We start from the raw sequence: 22,613 nt of genomic DNA, 5'->3' as shown, positions 1-22,613 counted from the left end.
AAGTGAAAATACAGGCAATAAAATAGCGGATAACTTACGTTACCCGCTATGAGGAAAACTCAAACGCCTGGTAATAGCCAGAGGGCTATCTGATGTTAGCGTTTACGCCAGACGGTTAACTGAGCAACAGAATGCTGATATTTACGTGCCGTTTCACGGATCACAAACGGCACGTCCTGCGGCGTGGCGATCTCTTCGAAATCTGCCGCCAGCAAACGCTGCAACGCCTGGTAGGTGGTCAGCGCCTCGCCGTTTTCGCGGATGCCGCCCAGCCAGTTCTCTTTTGGCGTGTATTCTTCCAGCCAGGTATACGGCGACGCCAGCATCAATACGCCGCCGGTATTGATCATCCTCGTGACATCCTGCAAAAAGCGCTTCGGCTGACGCAGTCTGTCGATCAGGTTAGCTGCCAGCACCAGGTCGTAGCCCGCCTTTTGCGGCTTCAGATTGCAGGCATCGCCCTGCATAAACTGAATGCGGCTGGTCTGCTCTGCGCCAAGGCCGAAATCTTTCAGCCGCACCTGGTGATATTCCACCAGATCGCCCTCTTCCTGGGTCACATAACGGAAATCCTCACCGCCGGTCAGCTGGAGCGCCACGTCGATAAAGCGCGCGGAGTAATCCATGCCCACCACTCGATCAAAATAGCGGGCCAGCTCAAAGCTGGCGCGGCCGGTGGCGCAGCCGATATCCAGCGCGCGGCCTCGTTTGTCGGTCATGCGGCAGGCGATATCCACCAGCGCCTTCGCATAGTTTTCTGTGCCGAAGTAGCCCGGCCCGTACTGGAAGTCCAGATATTGCGACACCATGCTGTCGGTTTCATACGGATTCAGCATTTTCTTTTCCTGATGGTTGGACACGACGTAGCGAAAGCCCGCGTGCTGGAAAAAGTGGCGGCGGAACGCATAGCGGGAGGACTTAATCGCTTCGTTGCCGGTAGAAATCCAGCTGCCGCCTTTGATCAGCGCATGTTTGCCGTCGAAGGTCGGCGTCGAAAAGTCATCGTAAAGCGGATGAACTTTAAAGCCTTCCAGGCCGTTTATCGGTGTGGTCGTCCACTGCCAGACGTTACCCACTACATCAAAGAATTCGCCCTGGGAAAAGCGATCGACCGGACAGGAAGAAGCCCACCAGGCCAGATTCAGGTTGCCCGGTGCCTGCAGCCAGCGATCGCCTTCAACCTGCTCACGCAGCAGCAGCCATTCGGCCTCGCTGGGTAGCTGAACGGACCTGCCGGTTTTATCGGCTTTCCAGCGGCAAAAGGCGGCCGCCTCCAGCTGGTTGACTTCTACCGGCCAGTCCCAGGGCATCGCGACTTCTTCAGTCATTAAACGCAGCCGTAACTGGTCAGGCTCCTCAGGCGATCCCACCCAGAAAGTTGGCATTGTCGCCAGCGCGAAATTACGCCAGCCCTGGCCTTCCTCATCCCACCAGCGATCGTCCCGATAGCCGCCTGCCGTGATAAATTCAAAAAACTCCGCGTTGCTTGCCAGCATCTGGCTGGCTTCAAAAGGCTTCACCTCAGTGGACAGCGTGCCGTATTCATTATCCCAGCCGTAGGTATCGTCGGTTTTCCCCTGCGTGACGTGCGCGCCTGCAACGGCTATCAGTCTGTTCTGCGGCACGGCGTGGCGATCGTGACGGGCGGTGGGACAGGCTGGCCAGTTCGGCTGCGGTTTAACCCAGGCGAGCGGCAGCTGGCGGATTAGCACGCTGGAGGTTTCCAGATGGATCCGCTCATGCTCGATCCCCATCAGGATCACCCAAGCCGGGCTGTCCCAGCCGATCGGCAGCGTCAACGGCATCTCTTTAATGACGCTTTCGACAAGATGACGCACCTTGCCGCGATAGTCGCGCAGCTCGGCAAGCGTCGGCCACGCATAGTGGGTCGCGTCCAGATCGTCCCAGCTCATCTCATCCACGCCGATAGCCATCATCGCTTCGATATGGTCGTCCACGCGGTTGTCGAGCAGGCCGGCCGCGACCAGCTTATTAATATAGAAAGTCGCGGTATGGCCGAAGTAGAACACCAGCGGATGGCGCAGCGAAATCGCCTTAGTGTAGTACGCCTGCTCATCGGCAAGGCAGTCGAACAGGCTCTCGTAAAGCGCCCACGTTTGTTGAAAATAGCCAAGAAGCTCCTGCCGTTTTTGTTCTGCATCGCTGCCATTAAGCAACAACGTTCGGGTTGGGGCAGGTAACTCTGGGGAAAAAGCCTGATGATGTTGTGCCACGTAATACTCCTGAGAACCGTAGGCAGATTAAAACGTAGCTATGACTATAGCAGGAGAGAATTGTCGGGCAGCGGCAAAGCGGAAATCAGCGCTGCCAGCGGCGCAGCAGACGGCTCTTCAGGCCGGTATCAAAACGCCAGATATGGTCGAAGATACGCATAATGCCCGGTTTTCCATGATCGGACAGCGCAACGGCGTGAAAGCGCTGCTGTTGGAGGAGCTGGTGCTTTTTGACTGTTTTAACCAGGTCGTCCGGCAGCCGCTGAGCGATAAAATCGGAAATAATGACGGCGTCGGCATCGTTCCACTCCGGCGTAGCGAGCCTGCCCAGTACCGCCTGCAAACAGGCCGCCAGATCGGTGCCGCCGCGAAAGCGCTGGCTGAGGAAGCGGATCGCCTGAGCAATGCCGTCGTCAGCGGTCAGCTCGTAGCCCACCACGTCATGCGCGAACAGCATTATGTAGCAGCGACGGTTATCCGCCAGCGCCACCTTCAACAGGGCCAGGCAAAAGGCCTTGGCGCAGCGTTCGTTAAATCCGCCCATTGAGCCGGAAGTATCCACGCAGACAATAAAAGGCCCGCGCGGCTGTTCGTCATGCTGCTGGTGGCTGACCGGACGCTGCGCTACCCTGTCATGCCAGGCTTCGCCCTGCAAACGATAGGTCAGCAGCCGTTTCTCCACCAGCCTGCGATAGAACTCCAGTTCCAGCTCGCTGATGCCCAGCGCCGCCAGCTCCGGCGGCAGCAGGCGCAGCACGTCGTCGCTTTGGTGAATGCCGTTGACCTCTTCCGGCACGCTGGCAGGCTCCCTGACCAGCTGGTGGAATGCCTCCAGCGGTGCCTGCTCGCTCAGTACCGCTTTGGCTTCGCGGCTGCGGCCCAGCTGTTCCGCCAGTTTTTGCAGCATCGGCTGCTGCGCCAGAAAATCGCCGTAATCGACCATTAGCTGATAATCGCCGCGCTGTAGCGGGCTTTTACTCAAATCCCACAGGCGGCTGGCAGCCGCGTCGCTATTATCCGACAGCACCGGCGCCAGCTGGCCGCTCATCGCCAGCCTTTGCTGTAGCTCCGCCAGCAGCTTTTCCCGCTCGCTGTCGAGTAGCTGCTGATTCAGCGACAGGGTTTGCAGCGTCAGGCTCAGCCGCCAGCGCTGTAAAAACAGCGTATGCTGCGGCTCGCTCATGCTCTGGCCCGCGACGATATGCGCCACCAGCTCGCGGGCTTTGTCTTTAAACGGCGACTGGTGCGCATCCAGGTAAAGCAGGATAGACGGAATTTTCAGGCAAAATGCCTGATGGTCGAGCGGCTGGCACTGTTGGAAAAGCGTAAATTCACCGGCCAGCGCTTCCGGAACCGCTGTTTGTTTCAGCTGCGCCAGGAGCTCCGATTTCCAGCGCGGCAAATCGTGCAGCAGCGCCTTTTTCATGCCGGGGAATTTTTCAAAAAAAAGGGCGAGCTGCGGGCTGGCCAACAGCGTCACCACCAGCTCTTCAATCAGGTCGCCTTCGCTTACCGCCAGAAAGGCGCTGAGCGTATCCAGCGATATCAACGACGCACCTGTTTCAGCTGTTCAGCCACCTGTTGCAGGCTCTCTTCGATTTTCGCCAGCCAGTCGTCACTGATAAACAGGCAGCGATGATGCTGACTGAACAACGTACGCTGGGCATGAAGCTGTGCTTCTACCTCATCAAGCGCCTCGACGATCTCCTGCGGCAGCCCGTGTTCCAGCGGCCGGCCCGGCAGCATCAGCCGCGAAGTCTGGAGGCTGACATCGCGCACCGTCAGGCAGTCGGCGCCGTCGATATGCAGATCCAGCGTCTGGGCAAAACCGATACCGTTAAGCCTGCCGCGTACTTCGCCGCCTTTTTGCAGCCAGTGGTACAGCTGTTCGCGGTCAATCACGATATGGCTGACCTGCATATCGTGCAGCATCAGCGGCTTTTGCAGCATCAGCGTCAGCTTGTCGGCGGACAACGCCTCGGGCAGCTCATAGTGGGGTTTACGGCTGAATATGCCGCCATGCTTCTCCAGCCTTATCGCCTGCTCTACGCTTTTTTCCTGCTGCAGCCTCAGCCGGCGCGAGGCGATTTGCTGCAGTTTGATCAGCATCGGCTGCTGCTGCCAGGCCTGCTGGGTGATCAGATTGTCGATCTCGCGATCCAGCAGCGCCATAGAGGCGACGTCGTGCCACAGGCAATCTTTCAGCAAAATCAGATCTACCGGCGCGATCGCTTTACGGCCGCTGTAAAAAGCGCAGGCCTGTAAAAGATGGATCGCTTTTTTCCAGCGGCGATCGGAAATATAAGGCGCTTCCGGCTGGTTCTCCAGCTGCTGGCGCAGCATAAAAATCAGCTCAAACACCTCTTCCGGCAGCGCAACCTGCGCAATGCCTTTTTGCCATTCGCTATACTCTTCATCAGTGATGCAGAGCGACTCCGCGACGGGATTGCTGTTCTCATCCTGCTGATGGGTCAACATGCTGCGAAAGTTCTGCTTTTCATGCACGTTATCAAGCCACAGCCGGATCAGCATCCGGTCGTACAGCGCTTCCAGCCCGCTGTCGGCCTCGGGCAGTTCGTTGGAGGCGGTCACCAGCAGCCGCATCGGGATGGTTTCTTCACAATCGCCGTTGCGAAAGCGCCGCTCGTTGATGGCGGTCAGCAGCGTATTGAGGATAGCCGGCCCCGCTTTCCAGATTTCATCCAGAAAGACGATTTCGGCATCGGGCAGGTAGCCTTTGATCAGGCGCTGATAGCGGCCTTCATCTTTCAACGCCTGAATGGAAAGCGGCCCAAAAACTTCTTCCGGGGTGGAGAAGCGGGTCATCAGATATTCAAAGGCGCGGGCATGCTGGAAGGCATACTTCAGGCGACGGGCTATCAGGCTTTTGGCAATGCCTGGCGGGCCAAGCAAAAAAACGCTTTCGCCGCTTAATGCCGCCAGCAGGCAAAGGCGAATAGCGTGATGGCGTTCGTAAAGTCCCTTTTCTAACGCGTTGCTGAGGCGTGCGATTCTTTCCGCCAGGAGGTGAGGCTGGGACATCATCAAACAGTTATCCTTTTCTACGTTCTTGCCAGCGGGCGACTGGCGAGCGCAAACACTACTGGCTATGATGCTTGAAAGAGTTGATATACGTCAGCTTTTTTCTTGTCAAAGGGTGACACAGGCCATTGAAGTCGCTTTCCACATTCCAATTAAGGATAGGCATTCAGAATGATTCGTGCATACTGTGCGTTTTTTGATGGCTTGATAAGCTGGGTGCGTTTCAGCAATCAGCTCCAACAAAAGATCTTCCTATGAGTTCTGATAAAAAGCAGTCCCTTGGCGCCGTGACCTTAGCGGCAATAGGCGTCGTCTATGGCGATATCGGCACCAGCCCTCTCTATACGCTGCGGGAATGTCTCTCCGGCCAGTTCGGGTTTGGCGTTGAGCGCGATGCGGTATTCGGCTTCCTCTCGCTGATTTTCTGGCTATTAGTGCTGGTGGTCTCGTTAAAATATATCAGCTACGTGATGCGCGCTGACAACGCCGGCGAAGGGGGAATTCTGACCCTGATGTCGCTGGCGGGCCGTCATACCGGTGCCAGAGCCACGGCGGTTTTGGTCATTATGGGGCTGATTGGCGGCAGTTTCTTTTACGGCGAAGTGGTGATCACGCCGGCCGTTTCGGTACTTTCCGCCATTGAGGGGCTGGAAATCGCCGCGCCTGACCTTGATGCCTGGATTGTCCCGCTGGCGATAGCGGTGCTGACGCTGCTGTTCATGATCCAGAAACACGGCACGGGTATTGTCGGTAAACTGTTCGCGCCGGTAATGCTGGCATGGTTCATCATTCTGGCCATACTGGGCGCTCGGGGTATCATGGCTAATCCCGACGTGCTGCACGCGTTGAACCCCTACTGGGCAATGCACTTCTTTTTTGAATATAAAACCGTCTCGTTTTTTGCGCTGGGTGCCGTAGTGCTGGCTATCACCGGCGTGGAAGCGCTGTATGCGGATATGGGCCATTTCGGCAAGCTGCCTATCCGTCTGGCCTGGTTCCTGGCAGTGCTGCCGTCGCTGGTGTTGAACTACTTCGGCCAGGGCGCGCTCCTGCTGAAACACCCTGAAGCGATTAAAAACCCGTTCTTTCTGCTGGCGCCGGACTGGGCGCTGATCCCTATGCTGATCCTGGCGACGCTGGCGACGGTTATCGCTTCTCAGGCGGTGATTTCCGGCGTTTTCTCGTTGACTCGTCAGGCGGTTCGTCTGGGCTATTTACCGCCTATGCGCATCGTGCACACTTCCGAAGAGGAATCCGGTCAAATCTACATCCCGGTCATTAACTGGATACTCTTTTTCTCCGTGGTGATCGTGATTGTTGGCTTTAAACACTCCAGTAACCTGGCAGCAGCCTACGGTATCGCCGTAACCGGGACCATGGTGCTGACCTCAATCCTTTGCACCACCGTGGCGATAAAAAACTGGCACTGGAACCGCTATCTGGTGCTGTTTATCCTGCTTTGCATGTTGTGCATCGACGTTTCGCTCTTTTCGGCCAACCTGGTAAAAGTGTTTTCCGGCGGCTGGCTGCCGTTAAGCCTGGCGCTGGTGATGTTGGTGATTATGACCACCTGGAAAAGCGAGCGTTTCCGTCTGCTGCGCCGGATGCATGAACACGGCAACTCGCTGGAAGCGATGATTGTTTCGCTGGAGAAGTCGCCACCGGTACGCGTGCCGGGCACCGCCGTCTATATGTCGCGCGCGCTGAACGTTATTCCTTTTGCCATGCTGCATAATCTCAAGCACAACAAAGTGTTACATGAACGTGTTGTGCTGCTGACGCTGCGGACGGAAGATGCGCCTTACGTCCATAACGTGCGTCGCGTGTCTATTGAACAGCTTTCCCCCACTTTCTGGCGCGTGGTGGCGAGCTACGGCTGGCGGGAAACGCCTAATATGGAAGAGATTTTCCACCGCTGCGGGCTGGAAGGCCTGAACTGCCGGATGATGGAAACCTCGTTCTTTATGTCGCATGAATCGCTGATTATCGGCAAGCGGCCATGGTATTTGCGTCTGCGCGGCAAGCTGTTTATGGCGCTACAGCGCAACGCTCTGCGCGCGCCTGACCAGTTTGAGATCCCGCCAAACCGGGTTATTGAACTGGGCACCCAGGTCGAAATCTGACAAGCCGGGTTATTGCACCGGGTACCCAAGCCGAAACCTGACCCTGCACAAGGCCGACGATCGTCGGCCTTTTCTTTGGGCTTTTCGCCGGGCATAGCCTTATACCTGATTCTGAAAGAAACGTCGGACCTTTAAACCGGCGGCTTATGGCGCTACGTGTTCCGGCGCGGCTTAGCGGGTTATGTTCACATGTAAACGGGCCAACGTGTCGCCACATACCGGCATGTCATTTTGCCACCACCTCACCATGTCAGCATAACTGCAAAGCCGCCGCCGTCACGATTGGCGCAACGCATCTGCATCCCATGCAGTCGGGCAATACGGTTAACGATAGACAGCCCAAGGCCGCTGCCCGATTTTTCCTGCCCCGGGGGCCGATAAAAACGCTGCCCCAGGCGGCACAGATCTTCTTTGCTGACGCCTGGCCCGTTATCCATGACCGCCAGGCCGTTTTCATTAATGCTCAGCTGCACCTGGTTCCCTGACTGGCCGTAACGCAGGGCGTTTTCCACCAGGTTACGCATCATTAGCGACAGCAGCAAAGCGTTACCGTTACGGATAATGGGCGAAGGCGGTGCTTCCAGCGCTATCTCCATTCCGGCTGCCTGCGCCTGTGGGTAATGATCGATCACGGCCTGTTGAAGCAGCTGACGCAGATCCAGGCTTTCCGTTGCCAGATCGGCTTTACTGTCCAGCCTTGAGAGCGTAAGCAGCTGATCCACCAGGCGAGTGGCGCGATCGATACCGAGATCCAGGTTTTGCAGCGCGTGGCGGCGCACCGTTTCATCATCGTGAGCCAGCTGCGCCACTTCTGCCTGCACCTTGAGCGCCGCCAGCGGGCTTCTTAATTCATGCGCGGCGTCGGAAGTAAAACGGCGTTCGCGCAGCAGCATCTCGCTGACGCGTGAGAACAGCGCGTTCAGCTCCGTCAGTAAGGGCTTCACCTCATTCGGCACCCGCTTTTCCAACAGCGGCGTGCCGTCATCAGGCGTACGCAGACGCAGCTGTCGGGCAATTCTTTTCAACGGCGCCAGCTCGTGCGTGACCAGCCACAGCAGCAGCAGCAGCATAATTGGCAGCGCGATCAGCCAGGGGATCAGGTTAGTCTGGACGATATCGCGGGTCATGTCGTCGCGGTATTCCCACTCCTGACCCACCACCACCACGTATTGTTTGTCCGGCGTGGGTAACCAGACCATACGCCATAAATCATCATCTCCCTTGAGCTTGCCATCGGTAAAACCGTTGCGGCTGCGGCTAAAGAGAAAATCCTTGCCGTTGTCGCCATCGTTCATCACCATGCGACCATCCGCAGTGAAAACGGCAAATGCCAGCGCGTCATCCTCCTGTGCGCCGCGATGGTGTTTCAGCAGGTTTTTAGTTTTTGGCAGCGTTAACGGCTCGTGGCTAAGCTGCTCGGGATTCATGGTCGCCAGCCGTTTGGCAAACAGCATCTGCTGGGTATCAAACAGTTGATTGATATTGTGCCGCGTCTGCCACCACGAACCGATGCTGGCCGCGCCCCAGCAAATAAGCGTCAGCAGCAGAAAACCCAGCATCAGGCGCAGACGCAGGCTTAATCGATGCATTACGGATCTCCCAGCGTATAGCCGACGCCATGAACGGTACGGATAAATGTGCTGCCCAGTTTTTTGCGCAGGTGGTGGATATGGACTTCAACGGCATTGCTGGAGACGTCGTCATCCCAGCCATACAATTTTTCCTCCAGCTGCGCGCGCGTCAATACGCGACCGGGGTTAAGCAAGAACAGCTCCAGCAGGGCCAGTTCACGCGGCTTCAGGGGGAGCGGCTCGTCGTTCAGGGTGGCCGTATGCGAGCCGGAGGCCATCGCAACCGCGCCGTGGCGTAGCACGGGCTGTAGCTGACCGTGACGTCGTCGGATTAATGCCTGTAGCCGGGCGGCGACTTCGCTGAGGGCGAAGGGTTTGCAAAGGTAGTCGTCGGCGCCCTGCTGCAGCCCGGCAAGCCGCTGCTCCAGGGCATCCCGCGCGGTCAGGATCAGCACCGGCTCGTCCCGACCCTGCTGCCGCCAGCCGCGCAGAATATCCAGGCCATCGATGCCGGGCAGGCTTAAATCCAGCACTACCGCATCGTAAGAGGTAGCGGAAAGCGCCGCCTGCCCCGTTTTGCCTTCGGTAAACCAGTCGATGCTGAAACCCAGCTTGCTCAAACCTGCTTTAATCCCGTCGCCAATCAGGCGATCGTCTTCAATGACCAAAATTTTCATGGCGACTTCCTCTGTGATTAACGGCTTTATACGAAAGGGAACGGGCGCTGTACAGGCAAAAATCGGGAAAAAAGGCTATTTTTCGGTATGGCTCGCAAACCACGTATTGAATGATGTCTCTTAAGATCCTGTTAAGAAAAGTTTGTTTAACTAAGCCCTGAACACAACGAATCATGCAGCGCAAGCTGCCTCACTCCATGGAATAAAGGTGACTATGATGAAAAAAACTGCTGCTTTATTTGCCCTTGCCGCTCTGGTTTCCGGCCCGGTATTCGCTGCTCAAAACGGCGGCTTCAGCGATCCGAGCGCGCCGACCGCTAACGTGCAGAAAGGCGGTTTCAGCGGGGATGAAACCGTGGTCACGGTCAAACAGGCGCAGGATATGAAGGACGATGCCTGGGTGACGATGCGCGGTAATATTGAAAAGCGCGTCAGCGATGATGACTATATCTTCCGTGATGCCACCGGCACGATGAAAGTGGATATCGATCATAAGCGTTGGGAAGGCCAGAACATCACGCCAAAAGACAAAGTCGAAATCCAGGGCGAACTGGACAAGGACTTTAATTCCGTCGAGCTTGACGTGAAGAAAATCCATAAACTGAACTGATTCAGCTTCGATTGGCTGGCTGAAGGTGATGCCAGCAGCCCGACTGTGCCACCGACGGGTAAGCGAGCTTCGGCGGTGGCGTCTGGCTCCGGGGCGCGGCGTTTTTAGCCGCTGCCCCGGTTGCGGCTAACGGTTTCCGTAACCGCTAAGCTGGCGCCGTAATGGCTAAGTTGGCCCCAGAATGGCTGAGCATGCCTCGCTACGTCCTGGTCGGCATCATCGACAGGTGCATAACGGCAGGCGAACGGTCGAAACGGCGCCAGGCCAGCGCAATATCAGTATTTAACGCCGCATCGTCAACAGGGCGAAACACCACGCCGGGATGCGCGATGCAGCACAGCGATTCCGGCACGATAGCGAAGCCAAACCCCGCAGCCACCATGCCGATGGACGAGGAAATTTGCGGTGACTGCTGCCCGGTATGCGGCTGAAAGCCGGCACGCAGACAGGCGCTGATCACCAGTTCATACAGGCTTGGCGCAACCTCACGCGGAAACATAATCAGCGTGTCGTCAGCCAGCTGCGACAGCGAAACTTGCGGCCGCGTTCCCAGCGCATGGCTGGCAGGCAGCGCCACCAGCATCTTTTCGCTGGCTATCACTTTCAGGTTAAACGCTTTGCTGCTCTCACAGGGCAGGCGAACGAAAGCGGCATCCAGCAGGCCCTCCTGCAAGTCGTGCATTAGCGACGCCATATTCTGCTCACGTGTCAGTATCGTCATTGACGGATAGCGAGCCTGAAAATCTTTCATTAACGCAAAAATCGCCGAATGAAAGGCGACCGAGCTGGCGACGCCCAGCGAAAGCTTGCCGGTTACGCCGCGAGCTATCCCTTTGGCTTTCTCAAGCGCATGCCCGGTCAGCTCCAGGATCTGGCAGGCATCCTGATAAAAAGCTTCCCCCGCTTCCGTCAGCTCCACGCCGCGCGACAGTCTCCTCAGCAGCGGCGTACCTATTTCCCGTTCCAGACGCAGAATTTGCTGGCTGAGCGGCGGTTGCGAGATCCCCAGCATTTCTGCGGCACGCGTAAAGTGGCGCGTTTGCGCGACCGCGACAAAATAACGCAGATGGCGGAGTTCCATATCTTATTCGTCTCAAAGTGATGGGCTTTCTATATTGGAATTCATAACTGAATCGAGTCAACATTCAATTAGTAATCCTGAACTGTTTTAGCATAGAGGCAAGTTATGAAACATTCTGTAACCGACTGTTTATGTGAGCAACAGCTGGTTTCAACCGTCAGCGGGCTCCGTCAGCAAAGACCAGAAAGCGTCATCTATCAAACCTCTCTGATGAGTGCGTTGCTCAGCGGCGTGTACGAAGGCAACGTTACCGTAGCCGACCTGCTGAAGAAGGGCGATTTTGGTTTAGGCACCTTTAACCAGCTCGATGGTGAGCTGATCGCTTTTGACAGCGAGGTTTATCAGCTGCGTTCCGACGGCAGCGCGCGGGAAGCCGATCCGCAGCAGAAAACGCCTTTTGCCGTAATGACGTTTTTCCAGCCTCAGTACCGCCATCGTTTCTCCGCACCGGCCAGCCGTCAGGCTATTCACGATCTGATCGACAGCCAGGTGACTTCGGACAATCAGTTTTGCGCGCTGCGGATCAACGGTCGTTTTTCCGCGGCCTCCACGCGTACCGTACCTTGCCAGCATCGTCCCTATCGTTCTATGCCGGAAGTGCTTGGCCAGCAGCCTACCTTCCGGTTCAGCCAGCGCGACGGCGTGCTGATTGGTTTCCGTACCCCGCAGTATATGCAGGGCATTAACGTAGCGGGCTATCACGAACATTTCATTACCGACGATCGCCAGGGCGGCGGCCATCTGCTGGATTACCAGCTGGAAGAGGGCGAGCTGACCTTTGGCGAGATCAGCAAGCTGGTCATCGATCTGCCAGGCGACAGTGATTTTCTGCAGGCCAATCTGAATCCGGAAAATCTGGATTCCGCCATTCGCTCCGTTGAAAGCTAATCCTGAGGAATTAAGATGAAAAACCCAACCGAAACCGCTCTCTGGCAGCACGGCGCCGATTTGGTCGTGGCACAGCTGGAGGCGCAGGGCGTAAAACAGGTCTTCGGCATCCCTGGCGCGAAGATCGACAAAATGTTTGATTCGCTGGTGGACTCTACTATTCAGACCATCCCGGTGCGTCATGAAGCAAACGCTGCCTTTATGGCTGCTGCAGTGGGCCGCCTGACCGGTAATGCGGGCGTGGCGCTGGTGACTTCCGGGCCGGGCTGCTCGAATCTGATCACGGGCATGGCGACCGCTACCAGCGAAGGCGATCCGGTGGTGGCGCTGGGTGGACAGGTAAAACGGGCTGACAGCGCTAAACAGGTGCATCAGAGTATGGATACCGTGTCGATGTTTCGTCCGGTCACCAAATATGCCGTGGAAGTCACCGACTCCAACGCGCTGGCGGAAGTGGTCTCCAATGCCTTTCGTCATGCCGAGCACGGTCGCGGCGGCGGCGCTTTTGTCAGCCTGCCGCAGGATATCGTCGACCAGCCCGCTCGCGGTCAGCTGCTGACCAGCAAAGGTCAGCTGCTGCTCGGCCCCGCGCCAGATGCGGCCATTGCCGCCGTTGCCGCGCAAATTGCCAAAGCAAAAAACCCGGTGCTGCTGCTGGGCCTGATGGCCAGCCAGCCGGCAAACAGCGATGCGATCCATCGCCTGCTGGAGCGCAGCCGAATTCCGGTTACCAGCACCTATCAGGCCGCAGGCGCGGTCAGACAGGAACACTTCTCGCGTTTTGCGGGCCGCGTCGGGCTGTTTAACAACCAGGCAGGTGACCGTCTGCTGCGCGAGGCTGACCTGATTATCACTATCGGCTACAGTCCGGTTGAGTACGAACCGGCCATGTGGAACAGCGGCGGCGCCACGCTGGTACATATCGACGTGCTGCCTTCCGATGCCGATAACTGCTATCTGCCTGATGCCGAGCTGATTGGCGATATTGCCGCAACCGTCGACAAGCTGGCCGAGCGCATTGATACGCCTTTACAGCTCAGCACGGAGGCAGCAGCCATTCTGGACGATCGTCAACAGCAGCGGCAGTTGTTATCAATGCAGGGCAAGAACCTCAACCAGTTCGCGCTGCATCCGCTGCGGATAGTGCGCGCCATGCAGGACATCATTAACAGCGACGTCACGCTGACCGTAGATATGGGCAGCTTTCATATCTGGATCGCTCGCTATCTCTATAGCTTCCGCGCCCGCCAGATCATGATCTCCAACGGTCAACAGACTATGGGCGTGGCGCTGCCCTGGGCTATCGGCGCCTGGTTGGTGGATCCGAGTCGTAAAGTCATCTCGGTTTCCGGCGACGGCGGCTTTTTGCAGTCCAGCATGGAGCTGGAAACGGCGGTCAGGCTGAAAGCCAATATCCTGCACATCATCTGGGTCGATGAGGCCTACAACATGGTGGCGATGCAGGAAGAGAAGAAATATCAGCGCGTTTCCGGCGTAAAATTCGGGCCGGTTGATTTTAAAGCCTATGCACAGGCGTTCGGCGCGGCGGGCTTTGCGGTAGAAAGCGCGGCTGAGCTGGAACCGACGCTGCGTAAAGCAATGGATGTCAACGGGCCTGCCGTGGTCGCCGTACCGGTGGATTACGCCGATAATCCAATGCTGATGGGCCAGCTGCATCTGAGTCAGATTCTTTAGTATTCAAGGAGATAATATGAAAACGAAAGTAGCCTTAGTAACGGGTAGTGGCCAGGGGATCGGCAAAGCAATAGCGCTGCGTCTGGCAAAAGACGGTTTTGCCGTGGCGGTAGCGGACTATAACAGCCAGACCGCGCGCCAGGTGGCTGACGAAATCGCCAGCGCAGGCGGTAAAGCGATTGCGGTAACGGTAGACGTCTCAAAGCGTGACCAGGTCATCGCTGCGGTGGAGCAGGCTCGCAAAGAGCTGGGTGGGTTTGACGTCATTGTCAACAATGCCGGAATTGCGCCAACTACGCCAATTGAAGAGATCACGGCGGAAATGGTGGATAAAGTTTACGATATCAACGTAAAAGGCGTGATCTGGGGGATGCAGGCGGCGATTCAGGCGTTTAAAGCCGAAGGCCACGGTGGCAAAATTATTAATGCCTGTTCGCAGGCGGGCCATGTTGGCAACCCCGAGCTGGCGATCTATAGCTCCAGCAAGTTCGCCGTGCGCGGCCTGACGCAAACCGCCGCACGCGATCTGGCTCCGTTGGGCGTTACCGTCAACGCTTACTGCCCGGGCATTGTTAAAACGCCAATGTGGGACGAGATAGATCGTCAGGTGTCAGAAGCGGCAGGTAAACCGCTGGGCTACGGTACGGCAGAGTTTGCCAAACGTATTACGCTGGGCCGCCTGTCTGAACCGGAAGATGTTTCTGCCTGCGTTTCCTTCCTCGCCGGGCCTGATTCCGACTACATGACCGGTCAGTCACTGCTGATCGATGGTGGAATGGTATTTAACTAATCCCTGCCGACCGCCTTACGGGCGGTCTTTTTTTATGTCGTTCTGATGACCGATCGCTGCGCCTTTCCTGTTGCATAGCCTGAGCAAAGCCTGTCAACGAAACGTTTCGATGGCGATCACAGTTCCGCATCGTGACGATTGTTTTCTGCCGCCGTTTTTTTACACTCCCGATCAGCGAAACGTTTCGCTCTGGAGTGAAAAGATGAAAAAAGGCGCCTTACTGAATTCTGCAATATCTTCTCTGGTTTCTCGCCTGGGCCACACCGACAGCGTAACTATCGGTGACGCGGGCCTGCCCATCCCTTCGGGGCCGGAGCGCATCGACCTGGCGCTGACTCAGGGCATTCCCGGCTTTATGCAGGTAGTCGAAACCGTAACGAAAGAGATGCAGGTGGAGAGCGCCATCATCGCGGAAGAGATCAAATCTCATAATCCACGGCTCCACGACGAACTTTCCGCACTGCTCGATTTACTGCAACAACGCCAGGGAAACACTATCGCCGTTCAGTACGTTTCTCATCAACAGTTCAAACAGTTAACACAGCGCAGCCATGCGGTTATTCGCAGCGGGGAGTGTTCGCCCTATGCGAACATTATCCTTGGCGCTGGCGTGACCTTCTGAGGCCGTCATGCAACCTTTATTGCAACTACAGGGCATTGAAAAAGCCTTTCCGGGCGTTAAAGCGCTGTCCGGCGCTTCGCTGGCGGTTTATCCCGGCCGCGTGATGGCGCTGGTGGGCGAAAACGGCGCCGGAAAATCTACCATGATGAAAGTGATGACCGGTATCTATGCCCGCGACGCCGGCTCTGTTAAATGGTTGGGCGAAGAGGTTAACTTTAGCGGGCCGAAAGCGTCGCAGGAAGCGGGTATTGGCATCATTCATCAGGAGCTGAATCTGATCCCGCAGCTCAGCGTGGCGGAGAACATCTTTTTAGGCCGCGAATTCGTTAACGCTTTCGGCGGTATCCGCTGGAAAAAGCTTTATGCGGAGGCGGACAGGCTGTTACAGCGGCTGAACCTGCGTTTCAACAGCAATAAACTGGTGGGCGATCTGTCGATCGGCGACCAGCAAATGGTGGAAATCGCCAAAGTGTTGAGCTTTGAGTCAAAAGTCATCGTGATGGATGAACCCACCGATGCGCTGACCGATACCGAAACGGCCTCGCTGTTTCGCGTTATCCGGGAGCTGAAAGCGCAGGGCTGCGGCATCGTTTATATCTCGCACCGCATGAAAGAGATTTTTGAAATCTGCGATGACGTCACCGTATTTCGCGACGGACAGTTTATCGCCGAAAGAGCGGTCGATACGCTGAACGAAGAAGCGCTGATTGAAATGATGGTAGGCCGCAGGCTGGAAGAGCAGTATCCGCGCCTGAACAAAGCGCCGGGCGACGTGCGCTTAACCGTGAAAAACCTTAGCGGGCCGGGCGTAAACGACGTCAGCTTTTCACTGCGTCAGGGCGAGATCCTGGGCGTAGCAGGGCTAATGGGTGCGGGCCGTACCGAACTGATGAAGGTGCTGTACGGCGCTTTTCCACGCAGCGGCGGTAGCGTCACGCTCGACGGGAAAGCGGTAACGACGCGCACGCCGGAAGAAGGCTTGCGTAACGGCATCGTTTATATCTCTGAAGATCGCAAACGCGACGGGCTGGTGCTCGGCATGTCGGTAAAAGAAAACATGTCTTTAACCGCGCTCGACTACTTCAGCCACGGCGGCGGACGGTTAAAACATGCCGAAGAGCAGCTGGCGGTCAGCGATTTTATCAAGTTGTTCAACGTAAAAACGCCCTCAATGATGCAGCCGATCGGGCTTTTATCCGGCGGCAACCAGCAGAAAGTCGCTATTGCGCGTGGGCTGATGACGCGGCCTAAGGTGCTGATCCTGGATGAGCCGACGCGCGGTGTGGACGTGGGTGCCAAGAAAGAAATCTACCAGTTAATCAATCAGTTTAAACAAGAGGGACTGAGCATCATTCTTGTTTCCTCAGAAATGCCGGAAGTGTTGGGCATGAGCGATCGCGTGCTGGTCATGCACGAAGGCCGTCTGAGCGGCGATTTTCCCATTGAACAGGCCACGCAGGAACGCCTGATGGCGGCGGCGGTCGGCAAGCAACATAGCGCGGAGTTGGTCACACCATGAGTACTCAAACCCTACAGGCCAGCCGCGGCAAAGCCTGGCTGCTGGAACAAAAATCGCTGATTGCGCTGGTAGTACTGATTGCCGTCGTCGCCAGTCAGAGCCCCAATTTCTTTACCCTGAACAATATGTTCAACATTCTGCAGCAGACTTCCGTCAACGCCATTATGGCCGTCGGCATGACGCTGGTGATCCTGACTTCAGGCATCGACCTGTCTGTGGGATCGCTGCTGGCGCTGACCGGCGCAGTAGGCGCTTCGCTGGTTGGTATAGAGGTTAACGCGCTGGTCGCGGTGGCGGCCTCGCTGGCCCTGGGGGCACTGATTGGCGCGATAACCGGCACCATAGTGGCAAAGGGCAAAGTGCAGGCGTTTATCGCCACGCTGGTCATGATGCTGCTGCTGCGCGGCGCGACCATGGTTTATACCAACGGCAGCCCGGTGAATACCGGCTTCAGCGATAATGCCGATTTGTTTGGCTGGTTTGGTATCGGACGACCGCTGGGCATTCCCACGCCGGTCTGGCTGATGGCGCTGACCTTTCTGCTGGCGTGGTACATGCTGCACCATACTCGCCTGGGCCGTTATATCTATGCGCTTGGCGGCAATGAAGCGGCTACTCGCCTTTCCGGCATCAGCGTCAGCCGCGTCAAAATCACGGTCTATGCGCTCAGCGGTATGTTGGCGGCGCTGGCGGGCACCATTGAGGTGGCGCGACTCTCTTCCGCTCAGCCTACGGCGGGCACCGGCTACGAGCTGGACGCCATCGCGGCGGTGGTGCTGGGCGGCACCAGCCTGGCAGGCGGCAAAGGACGCATTATGGGCACGCTGGTCGGCGCGCTGATCCTGGGCTTCCTTAATAACGGCCTGAATCTGCTTGGCGTTTCTTCCTATTACCAGATGATCGTGAAAGCAGTCGTGATCCTGCTGGCGGTGCTGGTGGATAACAAAAAATAACCCTACAGGAATCGAAAATGAAAATGACTAAAATGACGGCGCTGGCCATGCTGCTCGGCGCAACGCTCAGCGCCAACGCGATGGCAAAAGAGACACTCGCGCTGGTAGTTTCCACGCTGAACAACCCGTTTTTCGTTTCGTTAAAAGAGGGAGCTCAGAAAGAAGCGGACAAGCTGGGCTACAACCTGGTGGTGCTGGATTCGCAGAACAATCCGGCAAAAGAGCTGGCCAACGTGCAGGATCTTGCGGTGCGCGGCACAAAATTGCTGCTGATTAACCCGACCGATTCCGATGCGGTAGGCAATGCGGTAAAAATGGCTAATCAGGCCAATATCCCGGTGATCACGCTGGATCGCGTGGCTGCTCAGGGCAAAGTGGTCAGCCATGTTGCATCCGACAACCGCCTGGGCGGCAAAATGGCGGGCGACTATATTGCGAAACGCGTCGGCGACCAGGCTAAAATCATTGAGCTGGCCGGGATTGCCGGGACGTCCGCCGCTCGCGAACGCGGCGAAGGCTTCAAAACGGCAGCCGATGCGCATAAATTTGTTATCCTTGCCAGCCAGCCCGCAGATTTTGACCGCACCAAGGGCCTGAACGTGATGCAGAACCTGCTGACGGCCCATCCGGATGTGCAGGCGGTGTTTGCGCAGAACGATGAAATGGCATTAGGTGCGATGCGCGCATTGCAAACGGCGGGCAAATCTGATGTGGTAGTAGTCGGCTTCGACGGCACCGCGGACGGCGTAAAAGCCGTGCAGGGCGGCAAACTCGCTGCCACCGTGGCGCAGCAGCCGGCACAAATCGGCGTTATCGGCGTACAAACCGCTGATAAAGTGCTGAAGGGCCAGCAGGTTCAGGCTATCAATCCCGTTGACCTGAAGCTGGTCACTAAATAAATCAAAGAAAAGCATGGCACGCGCCACCTCTTGCAGGTGGCGCCTTTTTCTGGACGCTCCCATGAATAAAACCGGCAGGCTGGCCGTGCTCGGCAGCATCAACGCAGACCATATTCTTAATCTGACCTCATTCCCCCGTCCCGGTGAAACGGTGATCGGTAAGCAATACCAGATCGCTTTCGGCGGCAAGGGCGCTAATCAGGCCGTCGCGGCCGGACGCAGCGGCGCGGATATCGCCTTTATCGCCTGCGTGGGCGACGACGATATCGGCCAGCGTATTCGTCAGCAGCTGGCGGAAGACCATATCGATATTGCGCCGGTGGAGGTCATCGCTGGCGAATCTACCGGCGTGGCGCTGATCTTCGTTAATGATGAGGGTGAAAACAGCATCGCTATCCATGCTGGCGCGAACGCCGCGCTGTCGCCCGCTCTGGTCGAAAAACAGCGGAAGATCGTTGAAAACGCGGATGCGCTGCTGATGCAGCTGGAATCGCCGCTTGCAAGCGTGCTGGCCGCCGCAAAAGTCGCCCGTCAGCATCACACCAAAGTCATCCTCAATCCTGCGCCGGCGATGCCGCTCCCGGACGAGCTGCTGGCGCTGGTGGATATGATTACGCCGAACGAAACCGAAGCGGAAATTCTTACCGGCGTGGCCGTTGCCTCCGATGAAGACGCGGCGCGCGCGGCATCGGTGCTGCACGATAAAGGCATCCACAGCGTGTTGATTACGTTGGGCAGCCGCGGCGTATGGTTAAGCGAAGCGGGTAAAGGCGAGCGCATCCCAGGATTCAAGGTGCAGGCCGTCGATACTATCGCCGCAGGCGATACCTTTAACGGCGCGCTGATGACCGCGCTGCTGGAAGGCAAGCCGTTACCGCAGGCCGTGCGTTTTGCCCATGCGGCGGCGGCGATTGCCGTCACGCGATCCGGTGCGCAGCCTTCGGTGCCGTGGCGTGAAGAGACCGATCGCTTTTTACAGCAGCAGGAGTAGGCCGTGCCCACAATGAAAGATGTCGCTCGTCTGGCGGGCGTATCGACGTCTACGGTTTCCCATGTCATCAATAAAAACCGCTTCGTCAGCGAGGCGGTGCAGGAAAAGGTTACTGCGGCGATTACCGCGTTAAACTACGCCCCTTCTGCGCTGGCGCGTAGCCTTAAACTCAATCAGACGCACACTATAGGCATGCTGCTTACCGCCAGCAGTAACCCCTTTTATTCGGAAGTAGTGCGCGGCGTGGAAAGAAGCTGTTATGAACGCGGCTACAGCCTGGTGCTGTGCAACACCGAAGGCGACGAGGACAGAATGAACCGCAGCCTGGAAACGCTGCTGCAAAAGCGCGTCGACGGTTTACTCATCATGTGCACCGAAAGTCATCTTCCCTCTCCCGAGATCCTCAATCGCTATCCTTCTATTCCAATAGTAATGATGGACTGGTCGCCCTTTGAAGGCGGCAGCGACATTATTCAGGACAACTCGCTGCTGGGCGGCGAACTGGCGACCCGTTTTCTGATTTCGCGCGGCTATACCCGCATTGCCTGTATCGCCGGGCCGCAAGACAAGACGCCGGCTCGTTTGCGGCTTAACGGCTTTTATCAGGCTATGCAGCAGGCGGGGCTGGCCGTGCCTGAGGAGTATGTGGTCAGCGGCGACTTTGAATTTCAGGGCGGCTATCATGCTATGAATCAGCTGCTGGCGCTGAGCCTTCGACCGCAGGCGGTATTCACCAGTAACGATGCGATGGCCGTTGGCGTTTACCATTCGCTTTATCAGGCGGGACTATCGGTGCCCAAAGATATGGCGGTGATCGGTTATGACGATATCGAGCTTGCCCGCTATATGACGCCGCCGTTAACCACTATTCACCAGCCCAAAGACGAGCTGGGCGAACTGGCTATTGATACGTTGATCCACCGCTTTGCCGATCCCGACGCCAGCCAGCAGCTGCTGGTGCTGACGCCGGAGCTGATCGAACGCGGTTCGGTGGCGGAACGCTAGGCGCGTTTTTTCCGCTTTTCCCGGTCGGCAATCAGATGCCGGCCGTCGCCTGGCTTCAGCAGCATAAAGACCAGGCCGGAAAACACCGTTACCACGCCCATCGTCAGGAAAGTGGCGTGGAAGTGATCGACGGTGGTGCCGTCAAAATTACTATAAAAACGCAGTACCGCCGCGCTGACCGCCACGCCAAAGCTGATAGCCAATTGTTGGGTGACGGCCAGCATACTGTTACCGCTGCTGGCATTGCTGTCGTTAAGGTCTGCCAGCGTAATGGTATTCATCGCCGTAAACTGGGTGGACATTGCCATTCCCAACACAAATAACGGCAGCAGCAGGAGCGCCAGACTGGCCGCAGGCGACTGTAGCGCGAAGCTGGCGATCAGCACGCCAATAATGACGCTGATCCCCGTCAGCGTTTTGCGGTAGCCGAACCAGCGCAGCACCTGCGTTACCGTTGATTTCGCGAGGATTGAACCCAGAGCGGTAGGCGCCATCATGCAGCCAGCCAGAATGGCGGTATAACCAAAGCCAACCTGGAGCATCAGCGGCATCAGGAAGGGAATGCAGCCTGTACCGAGGCGCGAAGCGATATTGCCTAAGATGCCGACCGAGAAGGTGCGCGTCTTAAACATGGGCAGCGGGATCAGCGGCGTCGGATGACGACGTGCATGCACTATATAAAGAAGAAGCAGAAGGATGCCGCCGCTGGTAACCGCCAGCGCTACGCTGCTGGCGACTATTTTTTCGCCGAACAGCTCGATGCCGCTGGAGAGCATCACCAGGCCAATCCCAAAGAGCATAAAGCCGATAAAATCAAAGCGGCGTTTCGGCGTGGTGAAGTCGGGCATATATTTGCGGGCATAGAAGATGCCGAGAATGCCTACAGGAATATTAATCAGGAAGATCCAGTGCCAGCTAGCCCAGGTGACCAGTACGCCGCCAAGCAGCGGGCCCAGCACCGGGCCGACCAGGCCTGGCATCGTCACAAAGTTCAGTACGGGCAACAGCTCGCTACGCGGATAGGCCCTTAACAGCGCCAGCCTGGCGACGGGCATCATCATCGCGCCGCCGATCCCCTGCACTATCCTGAACAGAACCAGCATGGTTAAAGTGCCGGAAAGCGCACAGGCCAGCGAACCCAACGTAAATAAAGAAACGGCAGCGATAAAAACCTTTCGGGTGCCAAAGCGATCGGCCAGCCAGCCGCTGAGCGGGATTAGCATGGCGACGGTCAGGGTGTAGCTGATAACAGCGGATTGCATGGCAAGGGGGGAACGGTTAAGGCTTAAGGCGATGGCGGGAAGAGCAGTATTCAATATCGTGGCATCAAGCGCCTGCATAAAGAAAGCCATGGCGGCAATCCACGGAAGTCCGGCCATACTGCGCGCGGATTTTATCATTGGGCATCCTTCTCAGTCGTTATTACCGACAGGAAAATCCTGCGAAGTAAAAAGAATAGCACTGGCCAGCCTGTGATTGTGATGGATATAAAAGAGAATTCGGGCCGATTTGCGGATTAAATAGACTTAAAAAGTACGTTTATTGCTCCTTTGTTGAAAAAAGAAACGGTCGGAACTTTTTTTTGCAGAAACGCTTGTCAGCCGTCAGAAACTCCCTATAATGCGCCTCCACTGACACGGAACAACGGCCTGACGGTCACCGGGTCAGGAGATTCAGGAAGCTGAATCGCCGGAGAAAACTTCTGAAAAAGTGGTTGACTCTGAAGGAGGAAAGCGTAATATACGCCACCTCGCGGCAGGAAGCGAAAGCACTGTTCGCAACGCTCTTTAACAATTTATCAGACAATCTGTGTGGGCACTCGCAGGATTGATATCAAGCGTCTCCGGACGCAAAAAAATATCAAGTCTTAAGAGTGAACACATAATGAAATTCATTATGACGTTTTACACTTG

At 56.8% G+C, this 22,613-nt stretch carries 18 protein-coding genes; 11 read left to right on the top strand and 7 right to left on the bottom strand.

What is annotated here, in order from left to right:
* Nucleotides 1-95: 95 nt before the first annotated feature.
* The 3 genes from ovoA to ravA all read right to left on the bottom strand — a co-directional run bounded on the left by ovoA (nucleotide 96) and on the right by ravA (nucleotide 5,276).
* The gene (ovoA, locus tag EGK14_RS11115; RefSeq protein WP_125289165.1) at nucleotides 96-2,234 is read right to left on the bottom strand and encodes a 5-histidylcysteine sulfoxide synthase; all 2,139 of its coding nucleotides are present in this window, start codon (nucleotides 2,232-2,234) and stop codon (nucleotides 96-98) included.
* An 85-nt stretch (nucleotides 2,235-2,319) separates the two neighbouring features.
* Nucleotides 2,320-3,783 carry an ATPase RavA stimulator ViaA gene (viaA, locus tag EGK14_RS11110; RefSeq protein WP_125289164.1) on the bottom strand — a complete coding sequence of 488 codons (1,464 nt, stop codon included), beginning with the start codon at nucleotides 3,781-3,783 and terminating at the stop codon, nucleotides 2,320-2,322.
* Nucleotides 3,780-5,276 carry an ATPase RavA gene (gene ravA, locus EGK14_RS11105; protein ID WP_125289368.1) on the bottom strand — a complete coding sequence of 499 codons (1,497 nt, stop codon included), beginning with the start codon at nucleotides 5,274-5,276 and terminating at the stop codon, nucleotides 3,780-3,782. The genes viaA and ravA overlap by 4 nt, the downstream gene beginning before the upstream one ends.
* A gap of 254 nt (nucleotides 5,277-5,530) precedes the next feature.
* Here ravA and kup point away from each other — a divergent pair, with 254 nt between their 5' ends.
* Nucleotides 5,531-7,399 (top strand): low affinity potassium transporter Kup, encoded by a 1,869-nt coding sequence (gene kup, locus EGK14_RS11100; protein WP_125289163.1) that lies wholly within the window; start codon nucleotides 5,531-5,533, stop codon nucleotides 7,397-7,399.
* Nucleotides 7,400-7,641: 242 nt separating this feature from the next.
* Here the strand turns inward: kup and qseC are convergent, their stop codons facing one another.
* Nucleotides 7,642-8,988, bottom strand: coding sequence for a quorum sensing histidine kinase QseC (gene qseC / locus EGK14_RS11095; RefSeq protein WP_125289162.1), 1,347 nt, complete (start codon nucleotides 8,986-8,988; stop codon nucleotides 7,642-7,644).
* Entirely contained in the window at nucleotides 8,988-9,647 is a 660-nt protein-coding gene (gene qseB / locus EGK14_RS11090; RefSeq protein ID WP_125289161.1) for a quorum sensing response regulator transcription factor QseB, read from the bottom strand. The genes qseC and qseB overlap by 1 nt, the downstream gene beginning before the upstream one ends.
* Nucleotides 9,648-9,864: 217 nt before the next feature.
* Between qseB and EGK14_RS11085 the strand changes: the two genes are divergently transcribed.
* Nucleotides 9,865-10,257 carry a YgiW/YdeI family stress tolerance OB fold protein gene (locus EGK14_RS11085; protein WP_125289367.1) on the top strand — a complete coding sequence of 131 codons (393 nt, stop codon included), beginning with the start codon at nucleotides 9,865-9,867 and terminating at the stop codon, nucleotides 10,255-10,257.
* A gap of 199 nt (nucleotides 10,258-10,456) precedes the next feature.
* Here the strand turns inward: EGK14_RS11085 and EGK14_RS11080 are convergent, their stop codons facing one another.
* Entirely contained in the window at nucleotides 10,457-11,338 is an 882-nt protein-coding gene (locus tag EGK14_RS11080) for a LysR family transcriptional regulator (protein WP_125289160.1), read from the bottom strand.
* Nucleotides 11,339-11,443: 105 nt separating this feature from the next.
* On the opposite strand from EGK14_RS11080, the gene budA reads away from it, so the two are divergent.
* The 9 genes from budA (at nucleotide 11,444) to rbsR (ending at nucleotide 20,700) form a co-directional block, all read left to right on the top strand.
* Nucleotides 11,444-12,226, top strand: a complete 783-nt coding sequence (gene budA / locus EGK14_RS11075) for an acetolactate decarboxylase (RefSeq protein ID WP_125289159.1) — start codon at nucleotides 11,444-11,446, stop codon at nucleotides 12,224-12,226.
* A gap of 15 nt (nucleotides 12,227-12,241) precedes the next feature.
* Complete coding sequence (gene alsS / locus EGK14_RS11070) at nucleotides 12,242-13,921, top strand: acetolactate synthase AlsS (protein ID WP_125289158.1); 1,680 nt, start codon at nucleotides 12,242-12,244, stop codon at nucleotides 13,919-13,921.
* A 16-nt stretch (nucleotides 13,922-13,937) separates the two neighbouring features.
* Entirely contained in the window at nucleotides 13,938-14,711 is a 774-nt protein-coding gene (locus tag EGK14_RS11065; protein ID WP_125289157.1) for a (S)-acetoin forming diacetyl reductase, read from the top strand.
* A 202-nt stretch (nucleotides 14,712-14,913) separates the two neighbouring features.
* Nucleotides 14,914-15,333 (top strand): D-ribose pyranase, encoded by a 420-nt coding sequence (gene rbsD / locus EGK14_RS11060; protein ID WP_125289156.1) that lies wholly within the window; start codon nucleotides 14,914-14,916, stop codon nucleotides 15,331-15,333.
* Between the two features lie 7 nt (nucleotides 15,334-15,340).
* Nucleotides 15,341-16,852 (top strand): ribose ABC transporter ATP-binding protein RbsA, encoded by a 1,512-nt coding sequence (rbsA, locus tag EGK14_RS11055; protein ID WP_125289155.1) that lies wholly within the window; start codon nucleotides 15,341-15,343, stop codon nucleotides 16,850-16,852.
* The gene (gene rbsC / locus EGK14_RS11050) at nucleotides 16,849-17,805 is read left to right on the top strand and encodes a ribose ABC transporter permease (RefSeq protein ID WP_125289154.1); all 957 of its coding nucleotides are present in this window, start codon (nucleotides 16,849-16,851) and stop codon (nucleotides 17,803-17,805) included. The genes rbsA and rbsC overlap by 4 nt, the downstream gene beginning before the upstream one ends.
* Before the next feature lie 17 nt (nucleotides 17,806-17,822).
* Entirely contained in the window at nucleotides 17,823-18,704 is an 882-nt protein-coding gene (gene rbsB / locus EGK14_RS11045; protein ID WP_199746423.1) for a ribose ABC transporter substrate-binding protein RbsB, read from the top strand.
* A 61-nt stretch (nucleotides 18,705-18,765) separates the two neighbouring features.
* The gene (gene rbsK / locus EGK14_RS11040; RefSeq protein ID WP_125289153.1) at nucleotides 18,766-19,695 is read left to right on the top strand and encodes a ribokinase; all 930 of its coding nucleotides are present in this window, start codon (nucleotides 18,766-18,768) and stop codon (nucleotides 19,693-19,695) included.
* A 3-nt stretch (nucleotides 19,696-19,698) separates the two neighbouring features.
* Entirely contained in the window at nucleotides 19,699-20,700 is a 1,002-nt protein-coding gene (gene rbsR / locus EGK14_RS11035) for a ribose operon transcriptional repressor RbsR (protein ID WP_370256300.1), read from the top strand.
* Here rbsR and mdtD read toward each other — a convergent pair.
* Nucleotides 20,697-22,100, bottom strand: coding sequence for a multidrug transporter subunit MdtD (gene mdtD / locus EGK14_RS11030; protein ID WP_125289152.1), 1,404 nt, complete (start codon nucleotides 22,098-22,100; stop codon nucleotides 20,697-20,699). The two genes, rbsR and mdtD, sit on opposite strands and share 4 nt — an antisense overlap.
* Nucleotides 22,101-22,613 lie beyond the last annotated feature (513 nt).

The sequence above is a fragment of the Erwinia sp. 198 genome (assembly GCF_003937915.1).
GTDB lineage: Bacteria > Pseudomonadota > Gammaproteobacteria > Enterobacterales > Enterobacteriaceae > Erwinia > Erwinia aeris.
Note: the sequence above shows the minus strand (reverse complement) of the source record. Positions and strands in the feature narration are given on the sequence as shown.